Annotated in this window: 28 protein-coding genes; 16 read left to right on the forward strand and 12 right to left on the reverse strand. The window is 50.0% G+C overall.

What is annotated here, in order from left to right; translation table 11 throughout:
- Positions 1 to 32: 32 nt before the first annotated feature.
- Positions 33 to 629 carry an undecaprenyl-diphosphate phosphatase gene (gene ybjG / locus HUZ68_RS07950; RefSeq protein ID WP_033815370.1) on the reverse strand — a complete coding sequence of 199 codons (597 nt, stop codon included), beginning with the start codon at positions 627 to 629 and terminating at the stop codon, positions 33 to 35.
- Between the two features lie 284 nt (positions 630 to 913).
- Here ybjG and mdfA point away from each other — a divergent pair, with 284 nt between their 5' ends.
- Entirely contained in the window at positions 914 to 2,146 is a 1,233-nt protein-coding gene (gene mdfA / locus HUZ68_RS07955; protein WP_033815371.1) for a multidrug efflux MFS transporter MdfA, read from the forward strand.
- 40 nt (positions 2,147 to 2,186) lie between these two features.
- On the opposite strand, the gene ybjH is transcribed toward mdfA, so the two are convergent.
- The 3 genes from ybjH to HUZ68_RS07970 all read right to left on the reverse strand — a co-directional run bounded on the left by ybjH (position 2,187) and on the right by HUZ68_RS07970 (position 4,580).
- Entirely contained in the window at positions 2,187 to 2,471 is a 285-nt protein-coding gene (gene ybjH / locus HUZ68_RS07960; RefSeq protein WP_000480892.1) for a protein YbjH, read from the reverse strand.
- An 85-nt stretch (positions 2,472 to 2,556) separates the two neighbouring features.
- Entirely contained in the window at positions 2,557 to 3,372 is an 816-nt protein-coding gene (gene ybjI, locus HUZ68_RS07965; protein WP_112925406.1) for a 5-amino-6-(5-phospho-D-ribitylamino)uracil phosphatase, read from the reverse strand.
- Positions 3,372 to 4,580, reverse strand: coding sequence for an MFS transporter (locus tag HUZ68_RS07970; RefSeq protein ID WP_112925415.1), 1,209 nt, complete (start codon positions 4,578 to 4,580; stop codon positions 3,372 to 3,374). Before HUZ68_RS07970 ends, ybjI begins: the two co-directional genes overlap by 1 nt.
- An 83-nt stretch (positions 4,581 to 4,663) precedes the next feature.
- Here HUZ68_RS07970 and rcdA point away from each other — a divergent pair, with 83 nt between their 5' ends.
- Positions 4,664 to 5,200, forward strand: coding sequence for a DNA-binding transcriptional regulator RcdA (gene rcdA / locus HUZ68_RS07975; RefSeq protein ID WP_001297003.1), 537 nt, complete (start codon positions 4,664 to 4,666; stop codon positions 5,198 to 5,200).
- 59 nt (positions 5,201 to 5,259) lie between these two features.
- On the opposite strand, the gene HUZ68_RS07980 is transcribed toward rcdA, so the two are convergent.
- Both HUZ68_RS07980 and HUZ68_RS07985 read right to left on the reverse strand, forming a co-directional pair.
- Positions 5,260 to 5,811, reverse strand: coding sequence for a serine acetyltransferase (locus HUZ68_RS07980; protein WP_000353913.1), 552 nt, complete (start codon positions 5,809 to 5,811; stop codon positions 5,260 to 5,262).
- Positions 5,812 to 6,143: 332 nt separating this feature from the next.
- Complete coding sequence (locus tag HUZ68_RS07985; RefSeq protein WP_001024876.1) at positions 6,144 to 7,829, reverse strand: aspartate:alanine antiporter; 1,686 nt, start codon at positions 7,827 to 7,829, stop codon at positions 6,144 to 6,146.
- A gap of 269 nt (positions 7,830 to 8,098) precedes the next feature.
- Between HUZ68_RS07985 and HUZ68_RS07990 the strand changes: the two genes are divergently transcribed.
- Positions 8,099 to 8,476 (forward strand): inner membrane protein YbjM, encoded by a 378-nt coding sequence (locus tag HUZ68_RS07990; RefSeq protein ID WP_000681108.1) that lies wholly within the window; start codon positions 8,099 to 8,101, stop codon positions 8,474 to 8,476.
- Positions 8,477 to 8,505: 29 nt separating this feature from the next.
- Here HUZ68_RS07990 and grxA read toward each other — a convergent pair whose 3' ends face one another.
- Positions 8,506 to 8,763: a glutaredoxin 1 gene (gene grxA, locus HUZ68_RS07995; protein WP_001195231.1), complete on the reverse strand. Its 258-nt coding sequence runs from the start codon at positions 8,761 to 8,763 to the stop codon at positions 8,506 to 8,508.
- A gap of 159 nt (positions 8,764 to 8,922) precedes the next feature.
- On the opposite strand from grxA, the gene HUZ68_RS08000 reads away from it, so the two are divergent.
- From HUZ68_RS08000 to HUZ68_RS08060, 13 genes are all read left to right on the forward strand, one after another.
- Complete coding sequence (locus HUZ68_RS08000) at positions 8,923 to 9,210, forward strand: YbjC family protein (RefSeq protein WP_001201584.1); 288 nt, start codon at positions 8,923 to 8,925, stop codon at positions 9,208 to 9,210.
- Positions 9,194 to 9,916 (forward strand): nitroreductase NfsA, encoded by a 723-nt coding sequence (gene nfsA, locus HUZ68_RS08005; RefSeq protein ID WP_239594098.1) that lies wholly within the window; start codon positions 9,194 to 9,196, stop codon positions 9,914 to 9,916. Before HUZ68_RS08000 ends, nfsA begins: the two co-directional genes overlap by 17 nt.
- 60 nt (positions 9,917 to 9,976) lie before the next feature.
- Positions 9,977 to 10,879 (forward strand): 30S ribosomal protein S6--L-glutamate ligase, encoded by a 903-nt coding sequence (gene rimK / locus HUZ68_RS08010; protein ID WP_000684321.1) that lies wholly within the window; start codon positions 9,977 to 9,979, stop codon positions 10,877 to 10,879.
- An 87-nt stretch (positions 10,880 to 10,966) separates the two neighbouring features.
- Positions 10,967 to 11,443, forward strand: coding sequence for a type III secretion system chaperone family protein (locus HUZ68_RS08015; RefSeq protein ID WP_000203025.1), 477 nt, complete (start codon positions 10,967 to 10,969; stop codon positions 11,441 to 11,443).
- A 350-nt stretch (positions 11,444 to 11,793) separates the two neighbouring features.
- The gene (gene potF / locus HUZ68_RS08020) at positions 11,794 to 12,906 is read left to right on the forward strand and encodes a spermidine/putrescine ABC transporter substrate-binding protein PotF (protein WP_000126068.1); all 1,113 of its coding nucleotides are present in this window, start codon (positions 11,794 to 11,796) and stop codon (positions 12,904 to 12,906) included.
- A gap of 94 nt (positions 12,907 to 13,000) precedes the next feature.
- Entirely contained in the window at positions 13,001 to 14,134 is a 1,134-nt protein-coding gene (gene potG / locus HUZ68_RS08025; RefSeq protein ID WP_000996007.1) for a putrescine ABC transporter ATP-binding subunit PotG, read from the forward strand.
- A gap of 9 nt (positions 14,135 to 14,143) precedes the next feature.
- Complete coding sequence (potH, locus tag HUZ68_RS08030; RefSeq protein WP_033815374.1) at positions 14,144 to 15,097, forward strand: putrescine ABC transporter permease PotH; 954 nt, start codon at positions 14,144 to 14,146, stop codon at positions 15,095 to 15,097.
- Positions 15,094 to 15,939: a putrescine ABC transporter permease PotI gene (gene potI / locus HUZ68_RS08035; protein WP_001061658.1), complete on the forward strand. Its 846-nt coding sequence runs from the start codon at positions 15,094 to 15,096 to the stop codon at positions 15,937 to 15,939. Before potH ends, potI begins: the two co-directional genes overlap by 4 nt.
- A 59-nt stretch (positions 15,940 to 15,998) precedes the next feature.
- A complete protein-coding gene (locus tag HUZ68_RS08040) occupies positions 15,999 to 16,487 on the forward strand; it encodes a YbjO family protein (RefSeq protein ID WP_032222674.1) in 489 nt (162 codons plus the stop codon).
- Between the two features lie 40 nt (positions 16,488 to 16,527).
- Complete coding sequence (gene rlmC, locus HUZ68_RS08045; RefSeq protein ID WP_033815375.1) at positions 16,528 to 17,655, forward strand: 23S rRNA (uracil(747)-C(5))-methyltransferase RlmC; 1,128 nt, start codon at positions 16,528 to 16,530, stop codon at positions 17,653 to 17,655.
- Positions 17,656 to 17,934: 279 nt separating this feature from the next.
- Positions 17,935 to 19,278: a PTS sugar transporter subunit IIC gene (locus HUZ68_RS08050; protein ID WP_033815376.1), complete on the forward strand. Its 1,344-nt coding sequence runs from the start codon at positions 17,935 to 17,937 to the stop codon at positions 19,276 to 19,278.
- Positions 19,279 to 19,299: 21 nt separating this feature from the next.
- Positions 19,300 to 19,620: a PTS sugar transporter subunit IIB gene (locus HUZ68_RS08055; RefSeq protein WP_000655511.1), complete on the forward strand. Its 321-nt coding sequence runs from the start codon at positions 19,300 to 19,302 to the stop codon at positions 19,618 to 19,620.
- Between the two features lie 11 nt (positions 19,621 to 19,631).
- Positions 19,632 to 21,113 (forward strand): sulfatase, encoded by a 1,482-nt coding sequence (locus HUZ68_RS08060; protein WP_053291458.1) that lies wholly within the window; start codon positions 19,632 to 19,634, stop codon positions 21,111 to 21,113.
- Positions 21,114 to 21,163: 50 nt separating this feature from the next.
- On the opposite strand, the gene artJ is transcribed toward HUZ68_RS08060, so the two are convergent.
- From artJ to artP, 5 genes are all read right to left on the reverse strand, one after another.
- Positions 21,164 to 21,895 carry an arginine ABC transporter substrate-binding protein ArtJ gene (gene artJ, locus HUZ68_RS08065; protein WP_001362137.1) on the reverse strand — a complete coding sequence of 244 codons (732 nt, stop codon included), beginning with the start codon at positions 21,893 to 21,895 and terminating at the stop codon, positions 21,164 to 21,166.
- A 328-nt stretch (positions 21,896 to 22,223) separates the two neighbouring features.
- Complete coding sequence (gene artM, locus HUZ68_RS08070; RefSeq protein ID WP_000464491.1) at positions 22,224 to 22,892, reverse strand: arginine ABC transporter permease ArtM; 669 nt, start codon at positions 22,890 to 22,892, stop codon at positions 22,224 to 22,226.
- Entirely contained in the window at positions 22,892 to 23,608 is a 717-nt protein-coding gene (gene artQ, locus HUZ68_RS08075) for an arginine ABC transporter permease ArtQ (protein WP_001001688.1), read from the reverse strand. Before artQ ends, artM begins: the two co-directional genes overlap by 1 nt.
- Positions 23,609 to 23,614: 6 nt before the next feature.
- Complete coding sequence (gene artI / locus HUZ68_RS08080; RefSeq protein WP_033815675.1) at positions 23,615 to 24,346, reverse strand: arginine ABC transporter substrate-binding protein ArtI; 732 nt, start codon at positions 24,344 to 24,346, stop codon at positions 23,615 to 23,617.
- A gap of 17 nt (positions 24,347 to 24,363) precedes the next feature.
- Positions 24,364 to 25,092, reverse strand: a complete 729-nt coding sequence (gene artP / locus HUZ68_RS08085) for an arginine ABC transporter ATP-binding protein ArtP (protein ID WP_000027205.1) — start codon at positions 25,090 to 25,092, stop codon at positions 24,364 to 24,366.
- Positions 25,093 to 25,222: the final 130 nt, after the last annotated feature.

Genomic DNA, 25,222 nt, shown 5'->3' on the forward strand with positions numbered 1-25,222 from the left:
GAGCCGCTCAATACTACACTTTTTAGCAGAGATCAGTCACGCACCCAGCCTTTGCGGATCGGTAATGCAAAACAGAAGCGATACCACGATTGCAGACGTTGATAGAGTTTATGCCCCATCGCTTGCCAGATAATCTGGGCACTAAGGCAGCCAATCATACCTGCCAGCAATCCACCGAGCATATCCAGCGGCCAGTGGACGCCAAGATAAACGCGCGACCAGGCAATGACGACGGCCAGCACCATTAAAAGTGAGCCGGACCACAGGCGATGCCAGCATAAAAATGCCAGTGCAAAGGTGAAAATCACCGTACCGTGATCGCTCGGGAATGAGTCATCCGCCGCATGATGCAGGAAGTTATAGCCGATATTTTCGACAAACGGTCGGTCGTTCGGAAAAAGATGTCCCATCGTCCAGGACACAAACAGGCTGACCGCCAGCGCGATAGCGATTTTTATCACCAGTTGCCGTTGTGCTGTAAGCCCCCACAACCAAAGTACCGCGGCCAGCAACGGCACCACGGTAATCAAATCTTTAGCAATAAAAATCGCCAACGAGATCATCCACGGAGCCGAGTCTGGCGTCGCGTTAATAAGAGAGAATAGAGAGAGATTCAAATTTTCCAGCATAACTTCCCGACGCAAAGTGATTAAAAGGGAGCCAATACAGGCAACTCGTTGAGAATAAAGTGCAGGTTAAACTGGGTAAAGCGGCATCGTCTTATTTCCCTCAAGCGGCCTGTTTACGGTGGGTGATTGTAACGGGCATAGGTTAAATAAAACTTAAAGAAAGCGTAGCTATACTCGCAATAATGTAAGAATGTGCTTAACCGCGGTTTCAGCTACAAAATTCGCTTTCTCGTTAGCTGCGCTTTTATTAAACTTTGCGCGATTATTATTGGCGAAGAAATTGCATGCATAATAAATTAGCTTCCGGTGCCAGGCTTGGACGTCAGGCGTTACTTTTCCCTCTCTGTCTGGTGCTTTACGAATTTTCAACCTATATCGGCAACGATATGATTCAACCCGGTATGTTGGCCGTGGTGGAACAATATCAGGCGGGCATTGATTGGGTTCCTACTTCGATGACCGCGTATCTGGCGGGCGGGATGTTTTTACAATGGCTCCTGGGGCCGCTGTCGGATCGTATTGGTCGCCGGCCGGTGATGCTGGCGGGTGTGGTGTGGTTTATTGTCACCTGTCTGGCAATATTACTGGCGCAAAACATTGAACAATTCACCCTGTTGCGCTTCTTGCAGGGCATAAGCCTCTGTTTCATTGGCGCTGTGGGATACGCCGCAATTCAGGAATCCTTCGAAGAGGCGGTTTGTATCAAGATCACCGCGCTGATGGCGAACGTGGCGCTGATTGCTCCGCTACTTGGTCCACTGGTGGGCGCGGCGTGGATCCATGTGCTGCCCTGGGAAGGGATGTTTGTCTTGTTTGCCGCATTGGCAGCGATCTCCTTTTTCGGTCTGCAACGAGCCATGCCTGAAACCGCCACGCGTATAGGCGAGAAACTGTCGCTGAAAGAACTCGGTCGTGACTATAAGCTGGTGCTGAAGAACGGTCGCTTTGTGGCGGGGGCGCTGGCGCTGGGATTCGTTAGCCTGCCGTTGCTGGCGTGGATCGCCCAGTCGCCGATTATCATCATTACCGGCGAGCAGTTGAGCAGCTATGAATATGGTTTGCTGCAAGTGCCTATTTTCGGGGCGTTAATTGCGGGTAACTTGCTGTTAGCGCGTCTGACCTCGCGCCGCACCGTACGTTCGCTGATTATTATGGGCGGCTGGCCGATTATGATTGGTCTGTTGGTCGCTGCTGCGGCAACGGTTATCTCATCGCACGCGTATTTATGGATGACCGCCGGGTTAAGTATTTATGCTTTCGGTATTGGTCTGGCGAATGCGGGACTGGTGCGATTAACCCTGTTTGCCAGCGATATGAGTAAAGGTACGGTTTCTGCGGCGATGGGAATGCTGCAAATGCTGATCTTTACCGTCGGTATTGAAATCAGCAAACATGCCTGGCTGAACGGGGGCAACGGACTGTTTAATCTCTTCAACCTTGCCAACGGAATTTTGTGGCTGTCGCTGATGGTTATCTTTTTAAAAGATAAACAGATGGGAAATTCTCACGAAGGGTAAAAAAATGCCTGATTGCTTTGTGCGATCAGGCATTCTCGAATTAATGGTGATGGTCGTCAATCTGGTGTTCGATAACCATCCCTTCACCTACGCTGGCAAGATGGCGAACATAAGGATGCGGGCGGTAAGCCGGAGCTGGCGCAGGAGCCACATAGACGGTTTGCGGCACAGTCGCGACGCTGACCGCTTGTGGAACGCTGACTGAATCAGGAACCACAACCACTTTGTATCCACTCGGCACATCGACGGTGACACTTTGCGCCATCGCCACACCAGTAAAGCCCATTAAAAGCGCGCCCAACAGTAGACAATTTTTCATAAACATTTCGCCTGAAATAATGCAGCGGGTTAATTTCCGCGAATTATGCAGCCTTCATTCAGGTATTGTGTTGCCGGGCGTGCTGCCGTTTTTATTGGTCAAATGGCGCTTCGTGTTTAAGAACTTTATCGATCACATCCAGTACGCCTTCACGGTTATTGGAGCCTGCCCGGTATTTTGCCGCTGCGACGACCGCGTTGCCGGCATTTTCCATTGCAAAACTAAAGCCTGCCTGACGCAGCATCTCAATATCGTTACCGCCATCGCCAAAGACCACCACTTCGCTGTCGTCTATTCCCCATAATTTCTGCAGTTGGCGAAGGCCATTGGCTTTATGTACGCCGGGGATAATCAGATCGATGCTGCCGTTGCCGGTGTGGACCGGCACCATAATATCGCCGATGGCCTCATGTAATGTTTTTTGTACTTGTGGAATCAGTTCACCGGAAAGATTCAGGCCAAACTTAAAGAAGATATCTTCTAAGTTGTCAAAGTTATCGACGTATTCCAGACGGTGATAATACATTTCCGCCACCATTTTCATGGCATCGTCATATTTTTTGAGCGTATAGGCGCTATTTTTTCCGCAGGCAATAATTTCCACTTCCGGGCGCGTCAGCAAATGTTCCACGACAGTAGTAAACGCATCCTTCGACAGCTCGCCATTAAAAACATCTTTGCCTTCACTCACTACCCAGCCGCCGTTTTCAGCCACAAAGGCAATTTCATTAGCAATTTCAGGGAAGAAAGAGATCAACTGATAATATTGATTCCCGCTGGCGACCACAAAGCGAATGCCTTGTGCTTTCATTTGCTGATACTGAGCCATAAACCGCTCACGGTTATAGGTTTTTTGATCGCTTAAGAAAGTACCATCCATGTCTACCGCAATTAATTTAATGCTCATCAACTATTCTCCATCGCCGTCTGCGTTTTGGTATCGGGTTTGGCGACGGCTTTCGCGACAATAGCCGCGAGAATAACCAGCGCCAGTACAACCAGCATTGCACTACGTAATCCATAATGTTCGCCGAGATAGCCCAGCAGCGGCGGCCCGACGAGGAAAGCCAGATAACCGGTCGTTGCTACCACACTGACGCGGGTTGGTGCATCGGGGCCGGTATCGCTGGCGGCAGAAATGGTCAGCGGGAAGCCCAGCGAGGCACCCAGTCCCCAGAGTACAACAGACACCCCAGCGACCCAGGCGCTATCGACAAAAATAATCAGCCCAATACCCAACGCCCCCATTAGCGCACTGGCCCGAACCACGGCAACGCGACTGTAACGGTCGATGAACCAACCGCCAGTGAAGCGTCCAACGGTCATCCCCAGGGTAAAACCGGCATAAATCAGCGAGCCGGAAGTGGGGCTAAAACCGTGACCGTCAACCATTAATAAGGGTAACCAGTCGTTGGCAGAACCTTCGGCAAAGGCCATCGCCAGCACCACAACACCAATCAGCAGCAACTGGATATCGCGATAAAAAGGTACGCCTTTTTCGCCATGCTGGGTGCCATCGGCAGCATTTTTGCCCGTACCGTCAGGGATTGCCTGAATGGCGATATATATAGGCGCGATGCCTACCAGCGCCGCCAATAAAATGTGCACCGTTGCCGGAACGCCAAAGGCCGTCAGTGCCATCCCGACACCAGCGCCTGCCAGCGTGCCCAGGCTATAAAAACCGTGCATCATCGGCAAAACCGTTTTATTCATTTTTCGCTCAACGGCGGCACCTTCAACGTTTATCGCCACTTCCGCAGAACCAAAACTTGCCCCAAAGACGCCGAGACCAACGGCAAAGAGCAGGGGCGATGTCAGCCAGAGTGCTAGACTTAATATCATCATCCCGACCAATGCGCAGGACATGGTGACCAGGATGACATTACGTGTCCCAAAGCGTTTCACTAACAACGCCGAGCAGAGAATACCGCTCATCGAACCGATCGACAGACCAAAGAGAACACCGCCCATTTCAGCGATCGAGACAGAGAGAATATCGCGGATAGCAGGCGTACGGGTTGCCCAGGACGCCATTAACAGGCCCGGCAAAAAGAAGAACATAAACAGCGCCCAGGTTCGGCGTTTCAATGCATTACGTGAAGAATTTACGGTCATAGATCACGTCAAAATAAGAAGAGGGAAGACAACATTAGCAAGGTTGTGTACATTTGTACACAATTGCAGACAGAGGAAATGACATGCGTCGCGCTAACGATCCGCAACGGCGAGAAAAAATTATCCAGGCCACGCTGGAGGCGGTGAAACTTTACGGAATACATGCTGTTACGCACCGCAAAATTGCTACCCTTGCCGGGGTACCGTTGGGATCGATGACCTACTATTTTTCAGGAATTGATGAGTTGTTGCTGGAGGCGTTCAGCAGTTTTACTGAGATCATGTCCCGGCAATATCAGGCATTTTTTAGCGATGTTAGTGATGCTCAAGGCGCATGCCAGGCTATCACCGATATGATCTACAGCTCACAGGTGGCAACGCCGGATAACATGGAGCTGATGTACCAGCTCTACGCGCTGGCTAGCCGAAAACCGCTATTAAAAACGGTAATGCAAAACTGGATGCAGCGCAGTCAGCAAACGCTCGAACAATGGTTTGAACCCGGAACCGCCCGCGCGCTTGATGCGTTTATTGAGGGGATGACGCTGCATTTTGTCACCGACCGTAAGCCGCTATCGCGCGAGGAGATTTTGAGGATGGTTGAGAGGGTTGCTGGGTAGCTACAGAGGTCGATAAGACGCAACACCTCCCTCAATAGCGCTAATCATCTCACTGGCGATCACATTTCGGCTATAACTTTTTTCGGGATAATCTCGTATTCTATTTTATTGATAAAAATGGAGTTTTCTGGGATATCATGCAAAACCAATGCATGTGCACCTATCGTGACGTTATCTCCAATATAGACTTTGCCGCCCAGAATGGAGGCGTTGCAACCAATGGTGACATTGTTGCCAATCTGTATATCCATTTCGTCAAAATGGCCACGTAGGCCGATGGTTACGCCGGGTTTGATGGAACAATTCTCACCAATTTTTACGTTATGACCGATAACAACTCCCGTTAAGTATGAAATATCCAACCCTTTGCCTATATCAACGACTAATGGGATTTTAACGTCATAACTATCAAGGATTTTTCGCTCAATTTTGCCAGCAATTTTCCGCCAGTAACCACCTTTCTCATGGCCGTATTTAGCGATACGCCACCAGAATAAGTAACGAACGCGCCGATGTTTCATCGCCCTTACAATGACTTTACGCCATGTGAATTTCCTACTTTTACCAATGACTTCCAGATGAAGGCACTCTTTTAGCTCGTTAATATCCATATAAAAAATCTGTGTATTGCAAAGCCAGGAATATTACCGATTTTGTTTAGGTTTTTAAATAAGCTTCTCAATAACTATTTGTTCTTTGTACGAAAAAGAATGATTTTCTGGAAGAGAGGACAGTCAGATAAGGCTTTGGACAGGGGAGAGAATGGAGATTTTGGGGATTTAGATAACAAAAAACCCACCAACCTTGAACCGAAATGGCGGGGTTGATGGGCTCCACAAAATGGGGACATCAAAGAAAAGCAGTGGCACTAATTAAGACTGATGCCCTGCGGAAAAGTTCTGCGGTTGTGCAAAAAAATTTCATTTGCAGGGCAACTTCAGTTTTATCCTAATCCTGGCCATACCATGACGATGATTGTCCCTGCCAGCGTCAGCAGGACGTTGGCGATTGCATAGGTGCCCGCATAGCCCAGCGCCGGGATGTTACTGCGAGCTGTATCACTGATGATCTCCATTGCCGGCGCGCAGGTGCGTGCGCCCATCATTGCGCCGAACAACAGTGCGCGGTTCATTCGCAATACATAAGCACCGAACAAGAAACAGATAACCACGGGCACCAGACTGACAATCAATCCGGCAATCAACATTTGACCGCCAATCGCGCCCAGACCGTTATTAATACCGCTACCGGCGCTCAGACCAACGCCTGCCATAAACACCATCAAGCCGAACTCTTTCACCATGCTTAATGCACCTTGCGGAATGTAACCGAAGGTCGGGTGGTTAGCACGCATAAAGCCCAGCATAATTCCGGCGAATAACAACCCGGCAGCGTTCCCCATGCCGAAACTGAATGTGCTGAACTGGAAGGTGATCATCCCGATCATCAGCCCAATAACAAAGAAGGCGCAGAATGCCAGCAGGTCAGTGACCTGGCTGTGAATCGAGATAAAGCCGATGCGATCGGCGATGGTTTTTACGCGGCGGGCATCGCCGCTGACTTGTAAAACGTCACCTTTGTTAAGCACGACGTTGTCATCTATCGGCATCTCAATCTGGCTACGAATGACGCGGTTAAGGAAGCAACCGTGATCGGTCAACTTCAGTTGTGCGAGACGTTTACCTACAGCGTTATGGTTTTTAACGACCACTTCTTCAGTGACGATACGCATATCGAGAAGGTCACGATCGAAAACTTCTTTGCCGTTACGGAAGCTGGGATCGAGTCGGGCATGGGCGTCGGGATAGCCTACCAACGCTATTTCATCGCCCATTTGTAGCACGGCATCACCGTCTGGATTTGCCAGAATCCCGTTACGTCGAATACGTTCAATGTAGCAGCCGGTTTGTCGATAAATACCCAGTTCACGCAGATTTTTGCCGTCGGTCCAGGCCACCAGCTCCGGGCCGACGCGATAGGCGCGGATCACCGGTAAATAAACCTTACGGTTGGCATCAGTGTCCAGGCCACGTTCGCGGGCGATTTGCTGGGCGCTGGTCTGTAAGTCCTGATGCTGCAATTTCGGCAAGTAACGCGCACCAACAATCAAACTCACCAGACCGATTAAATAGGTTAAGGCATATCCGAGGCTCAGATTATCCAGTGCCAGTGAGAGCTGCCTGCTTTCCATGCCGGAATGACGCAGTGTATCGCCAGCACCGACCAGAACCGGTGTCGACGTCATAGAGCCTGCTAACATACCGGCCGTCAGGCCAATATCCCAGCCAAACAGCTTACCTAACCCTAAGGCGATCACCAGCGCACTGCCAACCATCACCAGTGCTAACATTAGGTAATTTTTCCCATCGCGAAAAAAAATGGAAAAAAAGTTCGGTCCGGCTTCGACCCCGACGCAGAAAATAAACAGCATAAAGCCAAGATTAAGCGCATCGGTGTTAATGCTGAAATGTTGTTGGCCCAATAACAGCGATACGACTAAAACGCCAATGGAATTACCCAGTTGGATCGAACCAAGTCGTAACTTTCCGAGACATAGCCCAAGCGCGAGGACCACAAATAATAACAGAATGTAATTCCCATTTAACAATTCGGCGACGTTTATATTCACGGAGGCTAACTTCTTGTTTACTAGTAAGCTGTTGAAAGAAATGGTAATTTACGATAATGTTTTTTACCAGAATTCAGGGCGCAGATTCATTCAGCGCACCTAAACGATAGTAAAGTAACAATATATTTTACTAGTGTAATCACATTAGGTATCAACGGCTATATGAATTGCGTTGGCCTATATTAGCATGGAATGCGAAGCGGCTTTATCTTACTGAACGCCACACTGGCGAAAAATGTGTTCGATAGACGCAGTGTCAGGAGGAACGAGTGAAACATAAACAACGTTGGGCGGGGGCAATCTGCTGTTTTGTCCTCTTCATTGTGGTGTGCCTTTTTCTGGCGACGCACATGAAAGGCGCTTTTCGGGCTGCCGGGCATCCTGAAATCGGCTTGCTGTTTTTCATTCTTCCTGGAGCAGTTGCCAGTTTCTTTTCACAGCGTAGAGAAGTCCTGAAACCTCTATTTGGCGCAATGCTGGCGGCACCCTGTTCAATGCTTATTATGCGGCTGTTTTTTTCACCGACCCGCTCATTCTGGCAAGAGCTGGCATGGTTACTAAGCGCGGTGTTCTGGTGTGCGCTGGGGGCACTGTGTTTCTTATTTATCAGTAGTTTGTTTAAACCACAGCACAGAAAAAATCAGTAAAGCCCTCAACGCGAGGGCTTGTCAGACGATCAGGCGTCCAGATTTTCTTTCACCCATGCAGCAAAATCGGTATAGCCGCCGATATGTTGCTGATCGACAAAAATCTGCGGCACGGTTTCTACGGGTTTACCTGCCTTTTGTTGTAGATCTTCTTTAGTGATCCCTTCCGCACGAATATCTACATACTGATACTGAAAATCATCGCGTTCATTGCTCAATTTCTCAGCCAGATCTTTTGCACGCACACAGTAAGGGCAACCCGGACGACCAAAAATAACGGTTTGCATTATTTCTCTCCTCATAGATTTATGCCTGTAATGATCACGCTAAAATGTATTCGCTGAAAGTAGGTTTAACCTGTTGCATTAATTGCTAAAAGCTATAACTGTTAAACACAATAAAGTGAAAAGTTTTAGACTGAAGGCTCACTTTGCAGAGGGAAGCGTATGCGCGCGATCGGTAAATTGCCTAAAAGCGTGTTGATACTGGAATTTATCGGAATGATGTCGCTGGCGGTGGCGCTGCTGTCGGTAAGCGACACCCTGTCGCTGCCTGAGCCATTTTCTCGGCCAGAAGTGCAGATTCTGATGATTTTTCTCGGTGTTTTGCTCATGCTTCCCGCTGCGGTGGTGGTTATTCTTCAGGTGGCAAAACGTCTTGCCCCACAGCTGATGAACCGTCCACCGCAATATTCACGTTCAGAAAGAGAAAAAGATAATGACGCCAACCATTGAACTTATTTGTGGCCATCGCTCCATTCGCCATTTCACTGATGAACCCATTTCCGAAGCGCAGCGTGAGGCGATTATTAACAGCGCCCGTGCGACGTCCAGTTCCAGTTTTTTGCAGTGCAGTAGCATTATTCGCATTACCGACAAAGCGTTACGTGAAGAACTGGTGACGCTGACCGGCGGGCAAAAACACGTAGCGCAAGCGGCGGAGTTCTGGGTGTTCTGTGCCGACTTTAACCGCCATTTACAGATCTGTCCGGATGCTCAGCTCGGCCTGGCGGAACAGCTGTTGCTCGGTGTCGTTGATACGGCAATGATGGCGCAGAATGCATTAACCGCAGCGGAGTCGCTGGGATTGGGCGGCGTATATATCGGCGGCCTGCGCAATAATATTGAAGCGGTGACGGAACTGCTGAAATTACCGCAGCATGTTCCGCCGCTGTTTGGGCTGTGCCTTGGCTGGCCTGCGGATAATCCGGATCTTAAGCCGCGTTTACCGTCCTCCATTTTGGTGCATGAAAACAGCTATCAACCGCTGGATAAAGACGCACTGGCGCAGTATGACGAGCAACTGGCGGAATATTACCTCACCCGTGGCAGCAATAATCGCCGGGATACCTGGAGCGATCATATCCGCCGAACAATCATTAAAGAAAGCCGCCCATTTATTCTGGATTATTTGCACAAACAGGGTTGGGCGACGCGCTAAAACCGCCACGTCGATGTATGATACGCGGGCTTTTGACCAGGTCTGACAGAGAGGTGCAGGGTGAAAATTGCCATATTGTCCCGGGATGGAACGCTCTATTCGTGTAAGCGGCTGCGTGAAGCCGCTATACAGCGCGGTCACCTGGTTGAAATTCTTGATCCGCTTTCTTGCTACATGAACATAAATCCTGCGGCGTCTTCTATTCACTACAAAGGCCGCAAGTTACCCCATTTTGACGCAGTGATCCCGCGTATTGGCACCGCCATTACCTTTTATGGGACGGCGGCACTGCGCCAGTTCGAGATGCTGGGGAGCTATCCGCTCAATGAGTCGGTCGCCATTGCCCGGGCGCGTGACAAATTGCGTTCCATGCAACTGCTGGCGCGTCAGGGCATCGACCTGCCTGTCACGGGCATTGCGCATTCGCCGGATGATACCAGCGATTTAATCGACATGGTCGGTGGTGCGCCGCTGGTGGTCAAGTTGGTTGAAGGCACGCAGGGAATTGGCGTCGTGCTGGCGGAGACGCGTCAGGCGGCGGAAAGCGTGATTGACGCTTTCCGCGGTCTGAACGCGCATATTCTGGTGCAGGAATATATCAAAGAGGCGCAAGGGTGCGATATCCGCTGTCTGGTTGTTGGCGATGAAGTGGTCGCTGCGATTGAACGGCGGGCGAAAGAGGGCGATTTTCGTTCCAATTTGCATCGTGGCGGCGCGGCAAGCGTCGCCAGTATCACACCACAGGAGCGTGAAATCGCGATAAAAGCCGCGCGAACGATGGCGCTGGACGTTGCTGGTGTGGATATTCTGCGTGCTAATCGCGGGCCGTTGGTGATGGAAGTGAATGCGTCGCCGGGGCTGGAAGGAATAGAAAAAACGACCGGTATCGACATCGCGGGTAAAATGATCCGCTGGATCGAACGCCACGCTACGACAGAATATTGCCTGAAAACGGGTGGTTAGTCGCAATCACATTACTGATCATGGTTTTGCCTGCGCTTTTTGCGTAAGCTGTGCCGGTCTTTTTATCGAAAGAGGTTGTACAAAATTATGACATCGCTGGTCGTTCCTGGTCTGGATACGCTGCGTCAATGGCTCGATGACCTGGGGATGAGTTTTTTTGAATGTGATAACTGTCAGGCTCTGCATCTGCCCCATATGCAGAATTTCGACGGTGTCTTTGATGCCAAAATCGATCTGATCGATAACACGATCCTGTTTTCTGCCATGGCGGAAGTCCGACCTTCAGCCGTATTGCCGCTGGCGGCGGATTTATCTGCCATCAATGCCAGTTCGCTGACCGTGAAAGCATTTCTTGATATGCAGGATGATAATCTGCCAAAGCTGGTGGTTTGCCAGTCTTTATCCGTTATGCAGGGCGTAACCTATGAGCAGTTCGCATGGTTCGTGCGTCAGAGCGAAGAGCAGATTTCGATGGTCATTCTTGAAGCTAATGCCCATCAACTGCTGTTACCGACTGACGATGAAGGGCAAAACAACGTTACCGAAAACTATTTCCTCCACTGATAACTCCTTTCGAGCACGCAGTCGCTGGTGCAGTGGCTGCGCGCTGCAAAATTATCTGCTGTTTTTAACCTTTTCTTAAAGATTATTTCACTTCTCTTGTGTCGATTTGGCTTTATCACATAGAGCAAATACGCATAAAAATTTGTTAAATACCGTTTTTTAATCCGAGCTATAGTCTCAAACCCTGGCTAAAGTTATTCTTGCGATGCTTTTATATAGCGAGCAGTGCTGGCCGGGAGAGAGTTCTCTTTTCTTACACCGCGCCGATAAAAAATATGCACGTTTATTGCATATCTTTCAGTGTGACAACTTTTGTTCGTTTGTTAACGAACTTTCAGAAGGAAAGAGATATGACCGCCTTAAATAAAAAATGGCTTTCGGGTCTGGTTGCGGGTGCTCTGATGGCCGTCTCTGTCGGCACGCTCGCGGCTGAACAAAAAACACTCCACATTTATAACTGGTCTGATTATATCGCCCCCGACACGGTGGCTAACTTTGAAAAAGAAACCGGTATTAAAGTCGTCTACGATGTTTTCGACTCTAACGAAGTACTGGAAGGCAAATTAATGGCCGGGAGCACCGGCTTTGACCTGGTGGTGCCGTCAGCAAGCTTTCTTGAACGCCAGCTGACAGCGGGAGTTTTCCAGCCGCTGGATAAAAGCAAATTGCCGGAGTGGAAGAATCTCGACCCGGAACTGCTGAAGTTGGTCGCCAAACACGATCCCGACAATAAATTTGCTATGCCCTATATGTGGGCGACGACCGGGATTGGCTATAACGTCGATAAAGTCAAAGCGGTGCTGGGCGAAAACGCGCCCGTCGATAGCTGGGACTTGATCCTCAAGCCTGAAAATCTGGAAAAACTGAAAAGCTGCGGTGTATCTTTCCTCGATGCGCCAGAAGAAGTTTTTGCTACCGTGCTGAATTATCTCGGCAAAGATCCCAACAGCACTAAAGCGGATGATTACACCGGACCGGCTACCGATCTGCTGTTAAAGCTGCGCCCGAACATTCGTTATTTCCATTCATCTCAATATATTAACGACCTGGCAAACGGCGATATTTGCGTCGCTATCGGCTGGGCAGGTGATGTCTGGCAGGCGTCAAACCGCGCGAAGGAAGCGAAGAATGGCGTGAATGTCTCGTTCTCGATTCCAAAAGAAGGGGCGATGGCGTTCTTTGATGTATTCGCCATGCCTGCGGATGCCAAAAATAAAGACGAAGCCTATCAGTTCCTGAATTACCTGCTGCGTCCTGATGTGGTGGCACATATCTCTGACCATGTGTTCTATGCTAACGCCAATAAAGCAGCCACGCCGCTGGTGAGTGCGGAAGTCCGTGATAACCCGGGTATTTATCCGCCTGCGGATGTCCGCGCGAAGTTGTTCACTCTGAAAGTACAGGCTCCGAAAATCGACCGTGTGCGCACCCGCGCGTGGACCAAAGTGAAGAGCGGAAAATAATCCGCAGCCTTAGATGCCGGGCGGGAGCGCCACTCCCTCCGGCAATTCGCACCAACATGGTGCGCTTGCACACATTTAATGCCGGAGAGCAGCCGTGAATGACGCTATCCCTCGCCCCCAGGCGAAAACCCGTAAGGCGCTGACCCCGCTATTAGAAATCCGCAATCTGACCAAATCCTACGATGGTCAGCATGCGGTTGATGATGTCAGCCTGACCATCTACAAAGGTGAAATCTTTGCGCTGCTGGGCGCATCCGGCTGTGGCAAGTCCACGCTGCTGCGTATGCTGGCAGGTTTCGAACAACCTTCAGCCGGGCAGATTATGCTTGATGGCGTCGATTTGTCACAGGTGCCGCCTTACCTGCGCCCCATCAATATGATGTTTCAGTCTTACGCGCTGTTTCCGCATATGACCGTGGAACAGAACATCGCTTTTGGCCTGAAACAGGACAAACTACCGAAAGCGGAAATTGCCAGCCGGGTCAATGAGATGCTCGGCCTTGTGCATATGCAGGAGTTCGCCAAACGCAAACCGCATCAGCTTTCCGGTGGTCAGCGACAGCGTGTGGCACTGGCCCGAAGCCTTGCCAAGCGCCCGAAACTATTACTGCTCGACGAGCCGATGGGCGCGCTGGATAAAAAGCTGCGTGACCGGATGCAGCTTGAAGTGGTGGATATTCTGGAGCGCGTCGGTGTGACTTGTGTGATGGTCACCCACGATCAGGAAGAGGCGATGACCATGGCGGGGCGTATCGCCATTATGAATCGTGGGAAATTTGTCCAGATTGGCGAACCGGAAGAGATCTACGAGCATCCGACTACCCGCTATAGCGCCGAATTTATTGGCTCGGTTAATGTCTTTGAAGGTGTACTCAAAGAGCGTCAGGAAGATGGTCTGGTGCTTTATTCGCCGGGGCTGGTGCATCCACTGAAAGTCGATGCGGATGCTTCAGTGGTCGATAACGTGCCGGTACACGTAGCGCTGCGTCCGGAAAAAATCATGCTTTGCGAAGAGCCGCCCGCCAATGGTTGTAACTTCGCGGTGGGGGAGGTGATACACATTGCCTATCTCGGCGATCTTTCGGTGTATCACGTTCGTCTGAAAAGTGGGCAGATGATTAGCGCCCAGCTACAAAACGCCCATCGTCATCGTAAAGGGTTACCGACCTGGGGCGACGAAGTGCGTTTGTGCTGGGAAGTGGACAGCTGTGTGGTGCTGACGGTTTAAGGAGCAAAGATGAGTACACTTGAACCTGCTGCCCAGTCGAAACCGCCGGGCGGATTTAAGCTGTGGTTGTCGCAGTTGCAAATGAAGCATGGGTGCAAACTGGTCATTGCGTTGCCGTATATCTGGTTGATCTTGCTGTTTCTGCTGCCATTTCTGATTGTCTTTAAAATAAGCCTGGCGGAGATGGCGCGCGCTATTCCACCTTATACCGAACTGATGGAGTGGGCTGACGGGCAACTGTCCATCACCCTTAATTTCGGTAATTTCCTGCAACTGACCGACGATCCGCTCTATTTCGATGCTTATCTCCAGTCGTTACAGGTGGCGGCGATTTCGACATTTTGCTGTTTACTGATCGGCTATCCGCTGGCGTGGGCGGTGGCGCACAGTAAGCCTTCGACCCGTAATATCTTATTACTACTGGTGATCCTGCCGTCGTGGACCTCGTTTCTGATTCGTGTCTACGCCTGGATGGGAATATTAAAAAACAACGGTGTGCTGAATAATTTTCTGCTGTGGCTGGGGGTTATCGATCAACCTTTGACCATTCTGCATACCAATCTGGCGGTCTATATTGGCATTGTTTACGCCTATGTGCCGTTTATGGTGCTGCCAATCTACACCGCGTTGACGCGTATTGATTATTCGCTGGTGGAAGCGGCACTGGATCTCGGCGCACGACCGTTGAAAACGTTCTTTACTGTTATTGTGCCACTTACCAAAGGCGGAATTATTGCCGGTTCGATGTTGGTCTTTATTCCTGCGGTAGGCGAGTTTGTGATCCCGGAACTGCTCGGCGGTCCGGATAGCATCATGATTGGCCGCGTACTGTGGCAGGAGTTCTTCAATAACCGTGACTGGCCAGTAGCCTCGGCAGTGGCGATTGTCATGTTGTTGCTGCTAATCGTGCCGATAATGTGGTTCCACAAACATCAGCAAAAAAGCGTGGGAGAACACGGATGAATAATTTACCGGTGGTTCGTTCGCCCTGGCGAATTGTGATTTTGCTGTTGGGTTTCACCTTTCTCTACGCGCCAATGCTGATGCTGGTTATCTATTCGTTTAACAGCTCGAAGCTGGTGACGGTGTGGGCCGGCTGGTCAACGCGCTGGTATGGTGAGTTATTGCGCGATGACGCGATGATGAGTGCGGTTGGTTTAAGCCTGACAATTGCTGCCTGTGCGGCAACGGCGGCGGCGATCCTCGGGACTATTGCGGCGGTGGTGCTGGTGCGCTTTGGCAGGTTTCGCGGATCAAATGGCTTTGCCTTTATGATCACCGCGCCGCTGGTAATGCCAGATGTCATCACGGGCTTGTCGCTGTTGTTATTATTCGTCGCGCTTGCTCATGCCATTGGCTGGCCTGCGGACCGCGGTATGCTTACCATCTGGCTGGCGCATGTCACTTTCTGTACGGCTTATGTGGCAGTCGTTATTTCGTCGCGTCTGCGGGAACTGGATCGCTCGATAGAAGAAGCAGCGATGGATCTCGGTGCGACGCCGCTGAAAGTGTTTTTCGTCATTACGCTACCGATGATCATGCCCGCGATCATTTCTGGCTGGTTACTGGCTTTTACTTTGTCGCTTGATGATCTGGTGATCGCCAGCTTTGTTTCCGGGCCGGGAGCCACCACGTTACCGATGCTGGTCTTTTCCAGCGTGCGGATGGGGGTGAATCCGGAAATCAACGCCCTGGCAACATTGATCCTTGGTGCGGTCGGAATTGTCGGATTTATCGCCTGGTATCTGATGGCTCGCGCAGAAAAACAGCGGATACGCGACATCCAGCGTGCAAGACGTGGCTGAAGACACTAAAATTTGCCAACCTGGCTACATAATGCCGCGCATGTCGCGGCATTGTTTTCATGGAAGACGAAACGTTGGGATTTTTTAAGAAAACATCTTCATCTCATGCTCGCCTGAATGTGCCTGCGCTGGTGCAGGTGGCGGCGCTCGCCATTATTATGATCCGTGGCCTCGACGTGCTGATGATTTTCAATACGCTGGGCGTGCGCGGTATTGGCGAATTCATTCATCGCAGCGTACAAACCTGGAGTTTAACGCTGGTCTTTTTAAGCAGTCTGGTGCTGGTTTTTATTGAGATCTGGTGTGCGTTTTCACTGGTGAAAGGGCGTCGCTGGGCGCGCTGGCTGTATCTGCTGACTCAAGTCACGGCCGCCAGTTATCTGTGGGCGGCCTCGCTCGGTTATGGTTATCCGGAGCTGTTCAGTATTCCCGGTGAATCGAAACGTGAAATCTTCCATAGCCTGATGCTGCAGAAGCTGCCGGATATGCTTATCCTGATGCTGCTGTTCTTTCCCGCCGCCAGTCGGCGGTTCTTCCAGTTGCAATAATGTGTATAATCGTCGCCCCTGATGATGTGAAGGTCAATGTATGCAGTGCGCACTTTACGACGCGGGTCGCTGTCGTTCCTGTCAGTGGATAACGCAGCCGATTCCAGAGCAACTCTCCGCTAAAACCGCCGATCTTAAAAATCTGCTCGCCGATTTTCCGGTCGTGGAATGGTGCGCGCCGGTGTCTGGCCCGGAGCAAGGGTTTCGTAATAAAGCCAAAATGGTGGTGAGTGGTAGCGTTGAAAAACCACTGCTCGGTATGCTGCATCGAGACGGCACACCGGAAGACCTTTGTGACTGCCCGCTTTATCCTGCCTCATTTGCGCCCGTTTTTGCGGCGCTAAAACCGTTTATCGCCCGTGCGGGGCTAACGCCTTATAACGTGGCGCGTAAGCGTGGCGAACTGAAATACATTTTGCTGACTGAAAGCCAGAGCGATGGCGGCATGATGCTGCGTTTTGTGTTGCGTTCCGAAACCAAACTGGCGCAACTGCGTAAGGCGCTACCGTGGTTACAGGAACAACTACCGCAGCTAAAAGTTATTACCGTCAATATTCAGCCGGTACATATGGCGATTATGGAAGGGGAGACGGAGATCTACCTGACCGAACAACAGGCACTGGCGGAGCGTTTTAACGATGTGCCGCTGTGGGTCCGTCCGCAAAGTTTCTTCCAGACTAATCCGGCGGTCGCCAGCCAGCTGTACGCTACCGCGCGCGACTGGGTACGACAGCTGCCGGTTAAACATATGTGGGATCTGTTCTGCGGTGTGGGGGGCTTTGGTTTACACTGCGCGACGCCTGACATGCAGTTAACCGGGATCGAAATTGCGCCAGAGGCCATTGCCTGTGCAAAGCAGTCAGCCGCTGAACTGGGCTTAACGCGTTTGCAATTTCAGGCGCTGGACTCCACTCAGTTTGCCACCGCTCAGGGGGAGGTGCCGGAGCTGGTGCTGGTTAACCCGCCGCGCCGCGGCATTGGTAAACCGCTGTGTGATTATCTCTCAACGATGGCACCGCGTTTTATTATCTACTCCAGCTGTAACGCCCAAACTATGGCGAAAGATATCCGAGAACTGCCTGGTTATCGCATTGAACGGGTGCAGCTTTTCGATATGTTCCCTCACACCGCGCATTATGAAGTGTTGACGCTGCTGGTAAAAATTTAAATACATCACGGCAGTAAATTTTTCGGCAACAACTATTCACTCAAAATAATAATCGTGATCGATCGATTAATAATAACCGATCGATCGCGGTTATATATTGCTCTATTTATGCAAATCAAATCACAAATAATCAAATAAGATCTTTAATTGAACTGTTTTGATTACTACAGTGCACTTACCGAATACATACAGAGGCATTGCTTAGCGAAACACAAAATTTCCTGAGACATTATTAACGTCAGCAGAAGGTTCATGCATTGACAACGGAAATGTACGCTTATGGAGGGCGTTCCGACGATGTTTGCCAAATTCATAGATGTTATTCAAACGTTTTTAACTGAACCGGCAATTTTAATTGGTTTGCTGGTGGGTATTGGTTATGCCCTTGATAAGAAATCGCCAATAAAAATTATTACCGGCATGGTCAGCGCCATGGTGGGATTAATGATGGTGTTATTTGGTGGTTTCCAGTTTTCCGCAACATTTAAACCGGTAGCAGAAGCCGTAAGTAAAGCCTATGGTGTTCACGGATATTTAATGGATTCCTACGCAATGAAAGCGGCAACGCAAATTGCATTGGGGGATAATTTTGGTTATGTCGGGTATGTATTTGTACTGGCGTTTTTTACCAACCTGCTGCTGGTATTATTTGGTCGGTATACTGGTGCCAAAGGGATATTTTTGACAGGGAATACCGGTGTTTCACATTCTCAGGCGGTATTATGGTTGATTGTCTTTTGGCTGGGTTTTAGCTGGACTACATCCATTATTATTGCCGGAATATTAACGGGTGTATTCTGGGCGTTCTCCACCACGCTCATTGTTAAGCCCATTGCCAAAGTTACCAAAGATGCCGGTTTTACCATTGCTCATAACCAGATGTTGGGATTGTGGTTTTTCTCCAAATTCGCCCATAAATTTGGTGACCCTGAAAAGCACGATGCTGAAAACCTGAAACTTCCCGGGTGGCTGGCGATTTTTAACCATAACGTAACGGCTATCGCCATTGTGATGACGCTGTTTGTCGGTGGTTTCTTGCTATCAACGGGTATCGATAATGTCCAGTTAATGGCGAAAGGCAAGCCCTGGTACATCTATATCATCAACCTTGGCTTACAGTTCTCCATGTATATGGTCATTCTGCTGCAGGGTGTGCGCATGATGGTGGGCGAAATTAACGGTTCGTTTAAAGGCTGGCAAGATCGCTTTATTCCTAACGCTATTCCTGCTGTCGATGTTGCAGCGCTGTTACCTTTTTCACCCAATGCCGCAACGTTAGGCTTCGTCTTCTGTACTTTTGGCACCATTTTTTCGATGGGGATCTTATTACTGGTTCACAGCCCAATTATGGTATTGCCTGGCTTTGTACCTCTGTTTTTCTCTGGCGGTCCAATTGGCGTATTAGCAAACCGCATGGGCGGATACCGTTCCGTAATTATCTGTACGTTCTTGCTGGGTATTATTCAGACCTTCGGTACGGTGTGGGCTATTCCGTTAACCGGGCTTGCTGAAAATGGTATCGGCTGGACAGGAATATTTGACTGGGCAACCGTATGGCCTGCTATTTGTGAAGTTCTGAAATTTATCGCTGCAACATTCCATCTTGGTCCTTACGCGGGTTAATTAAATATTAAGGGTTTAAAAATGAAAGATACAATTAATATTCTGTTTGTCTGTGGTTACGGTGTAGGCAGTAGCGTTATGTTACAAACGGTCGTTAAAAAAGCGCTGACCAAATATGATTTCAAAGTTGAAATGGAACATACCGCCGCAGGTGAAGTCGGCGGATTTACCGACTGGGCGGATATTTTTGCTATTTCCAAAAAATTACTCGATGTGGTTAGTCTTGACCCGAAACAAGGGCAATATCTGATCCCGATAGAGAATATTATGGACGGTGAAACTATTGGTCAGCAAATTTATGAAGTGGTTCAGCAACATTATCCGCATTTAATTAATCAATAAGGTAGGGCGTAATGAGAGCGATTATTCTGCTGTTCGATAGTCTGAATAAACGTTATCTGCCACCTTATGGCGATGCGTTAACCAAAGCGCCTAATTTCCAACGTCTGGCGGCTCATGCCGCCACCTTTGAAAACAGTTACGTCGGCAGTATGCCGTGTATGCCTGCCCGGCGGGAGTTGCATACCGGGCGATGTAACTTCCTGCATCGGGAGTGGGGGCCGTTAGAACCGTTTGACGATTCCATGCCGGAGCTGCTTAAAAAGGCGGGGATCTATACCCACCTGATAAGCGATCATTTGCATTACTGGGAAGATGGCGGCGGGAATTATCATAATCGCTACAGTTCGTGGGAGATTGTGCGCGGACAGGAAGGCGATCACTGGCATGCAAGCGTTGCGCAACCGCCTATTCCCGAGGTGCTACGGGTGCCGCAAAAGCAGACCGGTGGCGGTATTTCTGGTCTGTGGCGCCATGACTGGGCAAACCGGGAATATATTCAGCAGGAAGCGGATTTTCCACAAACCAAAGTGTTTGATGCAGGCTGTGCCTTTATCCACAAAAATCACGCGGAAGATAACTGGTTATTGCAGGTCGAAACGTTTGATCCGCACGAGCCGTTTCACACAACGGAAGAGTATCTTTCCTTGTATGAAGATAACTGGGATGGACCGCATTATGACTGGCCGCGTGGCCGGGTGCAGGAAAGCGACGAGGCCGTGGAGCACATCCGTTGCCGGTATCGTTCGCTGGTGTCGATGTGCGATCGCAACCTGGGGCGCATTCTCGACCTGATGGATGAGCACGATCTGTGGCGAGATACCATGCTGATTGTCGGCACTGACCACGGCTTTTTACTCGGTGAGCATGGCTGGTGGGCGAAAAACCAGATGCCTTATTACAACGAAGTTGCCAATAATCCGTTGTTTATCTGGGACCCGCGCAGTGGTGTAAAAGGAGAGCGGCGACAGGCACTGGTACAAATGATCGACTGGGCGCCAACGTTGTATGACTTTTTTCAACAGCCAGTGCCGCCCGATGTGCAGGGGCAACCGCTGGCGAAAACGGTCAGTCACGATGAACCAGTACGCAGCTCGGCGATGTTTGGTGTTTTCAGTGGTCATGCTAACGTAACTGATGGGCGTTATGTGTATATGCGTGCAGCGCTGCCGGGGCGTGAGGATGATATTGCCAACTACACGTTGATGTCCTGCAAAATGAACAGCCGCTATCCGGTGGATGAGATGCGGGCTTTATCGCTGGCCCCACCGTTTCGTTTTACCAAAGGGTTACAGGTATTACGCATCCCGGCACAGGAAAAATATAAGGGGTTGAATCAGTTTGGTCATTTGCTGTTTGATCTGCAAAACGATCCGCAGCAGCTACATCCGATTCATGATGATGTGATCGAGTCCCGGATGATCGCGTTGCTGATTCAGTTGATGAAAGATAATGATGCGCCGCCAGAGCAGTTTCAGCGCCTGGGATTAGCGTAGAGAAGTGATTTTGCCGGAGTGGGTGTTCGCCCACTCCGGCAAATGAATAATTATTGCGGGAACCACTGATCGCTGATTTTCTGATATGTACCGTCAGCTTTAATTGCTGCCAGCGCGTTATTCAGTTTTTCCAGCAGAGCTTTGTTATCCGGACGTACAGCGATACCCAGGCCGGTGCCGAAGTATTGCGGATCGGTCACTTTTTCAGTAGCAACGCCCAGTTGCGGATTGGTTTTCAGCCATTCATTAACCACCGCAGTGTCACCAAATACCCCATCAATACGGCCATTTTTCAGATCGATAAAGGCATTTTGATAACTGTCATAGGAGACCGTTTTCACTTCCGGGTGCTGATCCTGAATATATTTCTGGTGCGTGGTGCCGTTTTCCATCCCAATACGTTTGCCTTTCAGATCGGCAAACGTTTTGTAGGTATCTTTTTTGGCAATCACGACGGCTGAGTTTTCATAGTAGGGCGTGGTAAACGATACCTGTTTGCTACGCTCCGGGGTGATATCCATACCGGAGATTACGGCGTCATATTTTCTGAATTTCAGTGACGGGATCAGGCTGTCGAACGCGTGATTAGTAAAAGTACATTCTGCCTGCATTTGTTTGCACAAGGCTTTTGCCAGATCGATATCAAAGCCGACGATCTGGTTATTGGCATCCATCGACTCGAACGGCGGATAGGTCGCTGATACGCCAAAATTGATTTTCTCTGCGGCAGAAGCGCCGAACGCACAGGATGCCAGTAATGCGGCAAGAACTAACTTTTTCATGATGGAACTCCCGTCTGTCAATCTTATGATTATTGGCCGTGTCTGCGGCATGGGATAACAATGCCATCAAGTGAATTTATATGCAATAAATATGATTAAATAATTTGCATGAAATAAAAAAAGACGGACAACTTAGTGAGTTGTCCGTCTTTATTATAAGAATTTATGCACTATGTAGGCCGGATAAGGCGTCCACGCCGCATCCGGCACAGGCACCGTGCTGATGTCTGATGCGACGCTGGCGCGTCTTATCAGACCTACAAATCATCCAGCTAATGTAGGCCGGATAAGGCGTTTACGCCGCATCCGGCATCAGCACGCAGCTACATTAATTCCGCCGTTCAAATGCCAGTGCTTTGCGCTCGATCAGACGCATCATCAGCGTCAGCAGGCCGTTGACGACCAGGTAAATAATCCCTGCCGCACCGAACACCATCACATCGTAGGTGCGCCCGTACAACAACTGGCTGTAACCCATCACTTCCATCAGCGTAATGGTGTAAGCCAGAGAGGTACTTTTGAACACCAGCACCACTTCGTTGGAATAAGAAGAGAGTGAGCGTTTAAAGGCATACGGCAGCAGGATCGCCAGCGTATCTTTTTTACTCATTCCCAGAGCGCTACAGGATTGCCATTGACCTTCCGGGATCGCACGAATCGCACCGTAAAACAGCTGCGTGGTGTACGCCGCACTGTTCAGCGATAACGCAATCAATGCACATAACCACGGTTCTGACAACAAATGCCACAGTGCCGGATACTCCTGCAACGTCGGAAACTGGCCCGGCCCGTAATAAATCAGGAAGATCTGCACCAGCAGCGGCGTACCGGTAAACAGCGTGATATAACCCCGCACCAGCCACACCAGCACCGGCGTTTTCAGCGTCAGGATGATGGTAAAAATCAATGCCAGAATCAGCGCCACAATCAGCGAGGCAACCGTCAGCGTCAGGCTGGTGTGCAGCCCTTTCATCAGTTCGGGTAAATACTCAAACATTAGCTGGGCCTCCGCTCAAAACGTGTCGCGCGCAGGTCAATGCGTTTGAGAATGTACTGACTGAGCAGGGTGATCACCAGGTAAATCGCCGCCGCCACAATGTACCAGGTAAAAGGTTCCTGGGTACGAGTAGCAATGCTTTTGGTTTGTAGCATTAAATCATTCACACTAATCAAACTGACCAGCGCGGTATCTTTCAGCAGCACCAGCCACTGGTTACCGAGGCCAGGCAGCGCATGACGCCACATCTGCGGCATCACCAGACGGAAAAAGATAGCCGATTTCGACAGCCCCAGCGCCTGGCCGGATTCCCACTGACCCATCGGCACCGCTTTCAACGCGCCGCGCAGCGTTTGCGAGGCATAGGCGGCATACAGCAGTGACAGAGCGATGACACCACAAAGGAACGGGCTAACGTCGAAGTTCTCAATGTCCATCTGCACTGGGATCTGCACGAACCCAAGATTGATAGTGAAGCCATCCGAAAGCGTCAGCAGCAGCTGCGAGGAGCCAAAATAGATAAACAGCACCACCAGAATTTCTGGCAGGCCACGCAGAATGGTTACCAGCGCTGAACCTGCCCACGCGACAGGACGCCATTTTGCCGACTCCCATACCGCAAAGAACATCGCCAGCGCCAGTCCGACAATCAATGCACAAACGGCAAGGCCGACGGTCATCCCGGCGGCGCTTGCTAAAGGAAAAAATTCATTCATCAGGAATTACTTCTGGAACCATTTGTTGTAGATGGTTTTGTAAGTGCCATCTTTCTTCACTTTTTCCAGCGCAGTGTTGAGTTTCTGCTGCAGCTCAGTGTTGCCCTGACGTACCGCGATGCCGAGGCCAGTACCGAAGTAATCTTTATCGGTCACTTTATCGCCCACTGCCGCCAGTTTCGGGTTATCTTTCAGCCATTCGGTTACCACTGCGGTGTCACCAAATACGCTGTCGATACGACCATTTTGCAGATCCAGTTTTGCGTTCTGGTAGCTGTCATACGGAACGGTGGTGATTTCCGGGTGCTTATCCATAATGAACTTCTGGTGTGTCGTCCCGTTCTGAACGCCGACTTTTTTGCCTTTCAGCTGATCAACACTGGTGTATTTGCCTTGCTGACCCACAAACAGGGCAGAGTTGTCATAGTACGGGGTGGTAAACAGCACCTGCTTTTCACGCTCCGGAGTGATATCCATGCCCGCCATCACGGCTTCTACGCGACGGAATTTCAGGCTTGGGATCAGGCTGTCAAACGCCTGGTTAGAGAAAGTACAGGTTGCATCAATCTCTTTACACAGTGCCTGTGCCAGGTCGACGTCAAAACCAACGATCTGGTTGTTTGCATCAATCGATTCAAACGGAGGATAGGAGGCTTCGGTAGCAAAACGAATGGTTTCGGCAGCTGTGGCGGAAAGACTAAAACCTGCAATTAACGCGGCAATCAGAACTTTTTTCATTGTTGTTATCCCGAATCTTAGTGAGAGAGATAGTTTTTAAATGCTTCGGTTTGCGGCTCGGTAAAGCAGCTCGCGTCGCCTTGTTCTACGATATGACCATTTTCCATATACACCACTCGGCTGGCGGTTTTACGCGCCACTTCAACTTCGTGGGTGACGATCACCTGGGTAATATTCGTTTCTGCCAGCTCACGAATGATGCTGACGATTTGTGCGGTAATTTCCGGGTCCAGTGCGGCGGTCGGTTCATCAAACAGCAGTACCTGCGGTTCCATCATTAACGCACGGGCAATAGCAACACGCTGCTGCTGACCACCAGAAAGATGCAGCGGGTAACGATCGCTATAAGGTTTGAGACGCAGACGTTCCAGCAGTTTTTCTGCACGGGCCAGCGCCTGATCTTTACTCAACCCCAGTACACGGCAGGGCGCTTCAATCAGGTTTTGCTGCACGGTCAGATGCGGCCACAGGTTGTATTGCTGAAACACCATGCCAACGTTACGACGCAAATCGCGAATCGCTTTGTCTGAGGGTGTTTTGGTGAAATCGAAATGGTTGCCTGCAATGTTGAGCGTACCGGAGCGCGGCATCTCAAGCAGATTGAGTACACGCAGCAGCGAGCTTTTACCCGCGCCGCTGGGGCCAAGTAACACCAGCGTTTCGCCCTGTGGGCAATCCAGCGTGATATCGAACAGCGCCTGATGCGCGCCGTAGAAGCAATTAATGCCGTTTAATTGAATACTCATTGACACTCGTATACTGGCAGTCTGATAGCTATTGAGGTCGAAGATAGTACCTTTGACAGAATAATTATGCAATATTTCTGCTTTAAAAGTTAAAAGCAAAGCGCATTATTCAATAAACATAGCACAAAAT

The organism is Shigella dysenteriae (assembly GCF_022354085.1).
In the GTDB taxonomy this organism is placed as follows: domain Bacteria; phylum Pseudomonadota; class Gammaproteobacteria; order Enterobacterales; family Enterobacteriaceae; genus Escherichia; species Escherichia coli.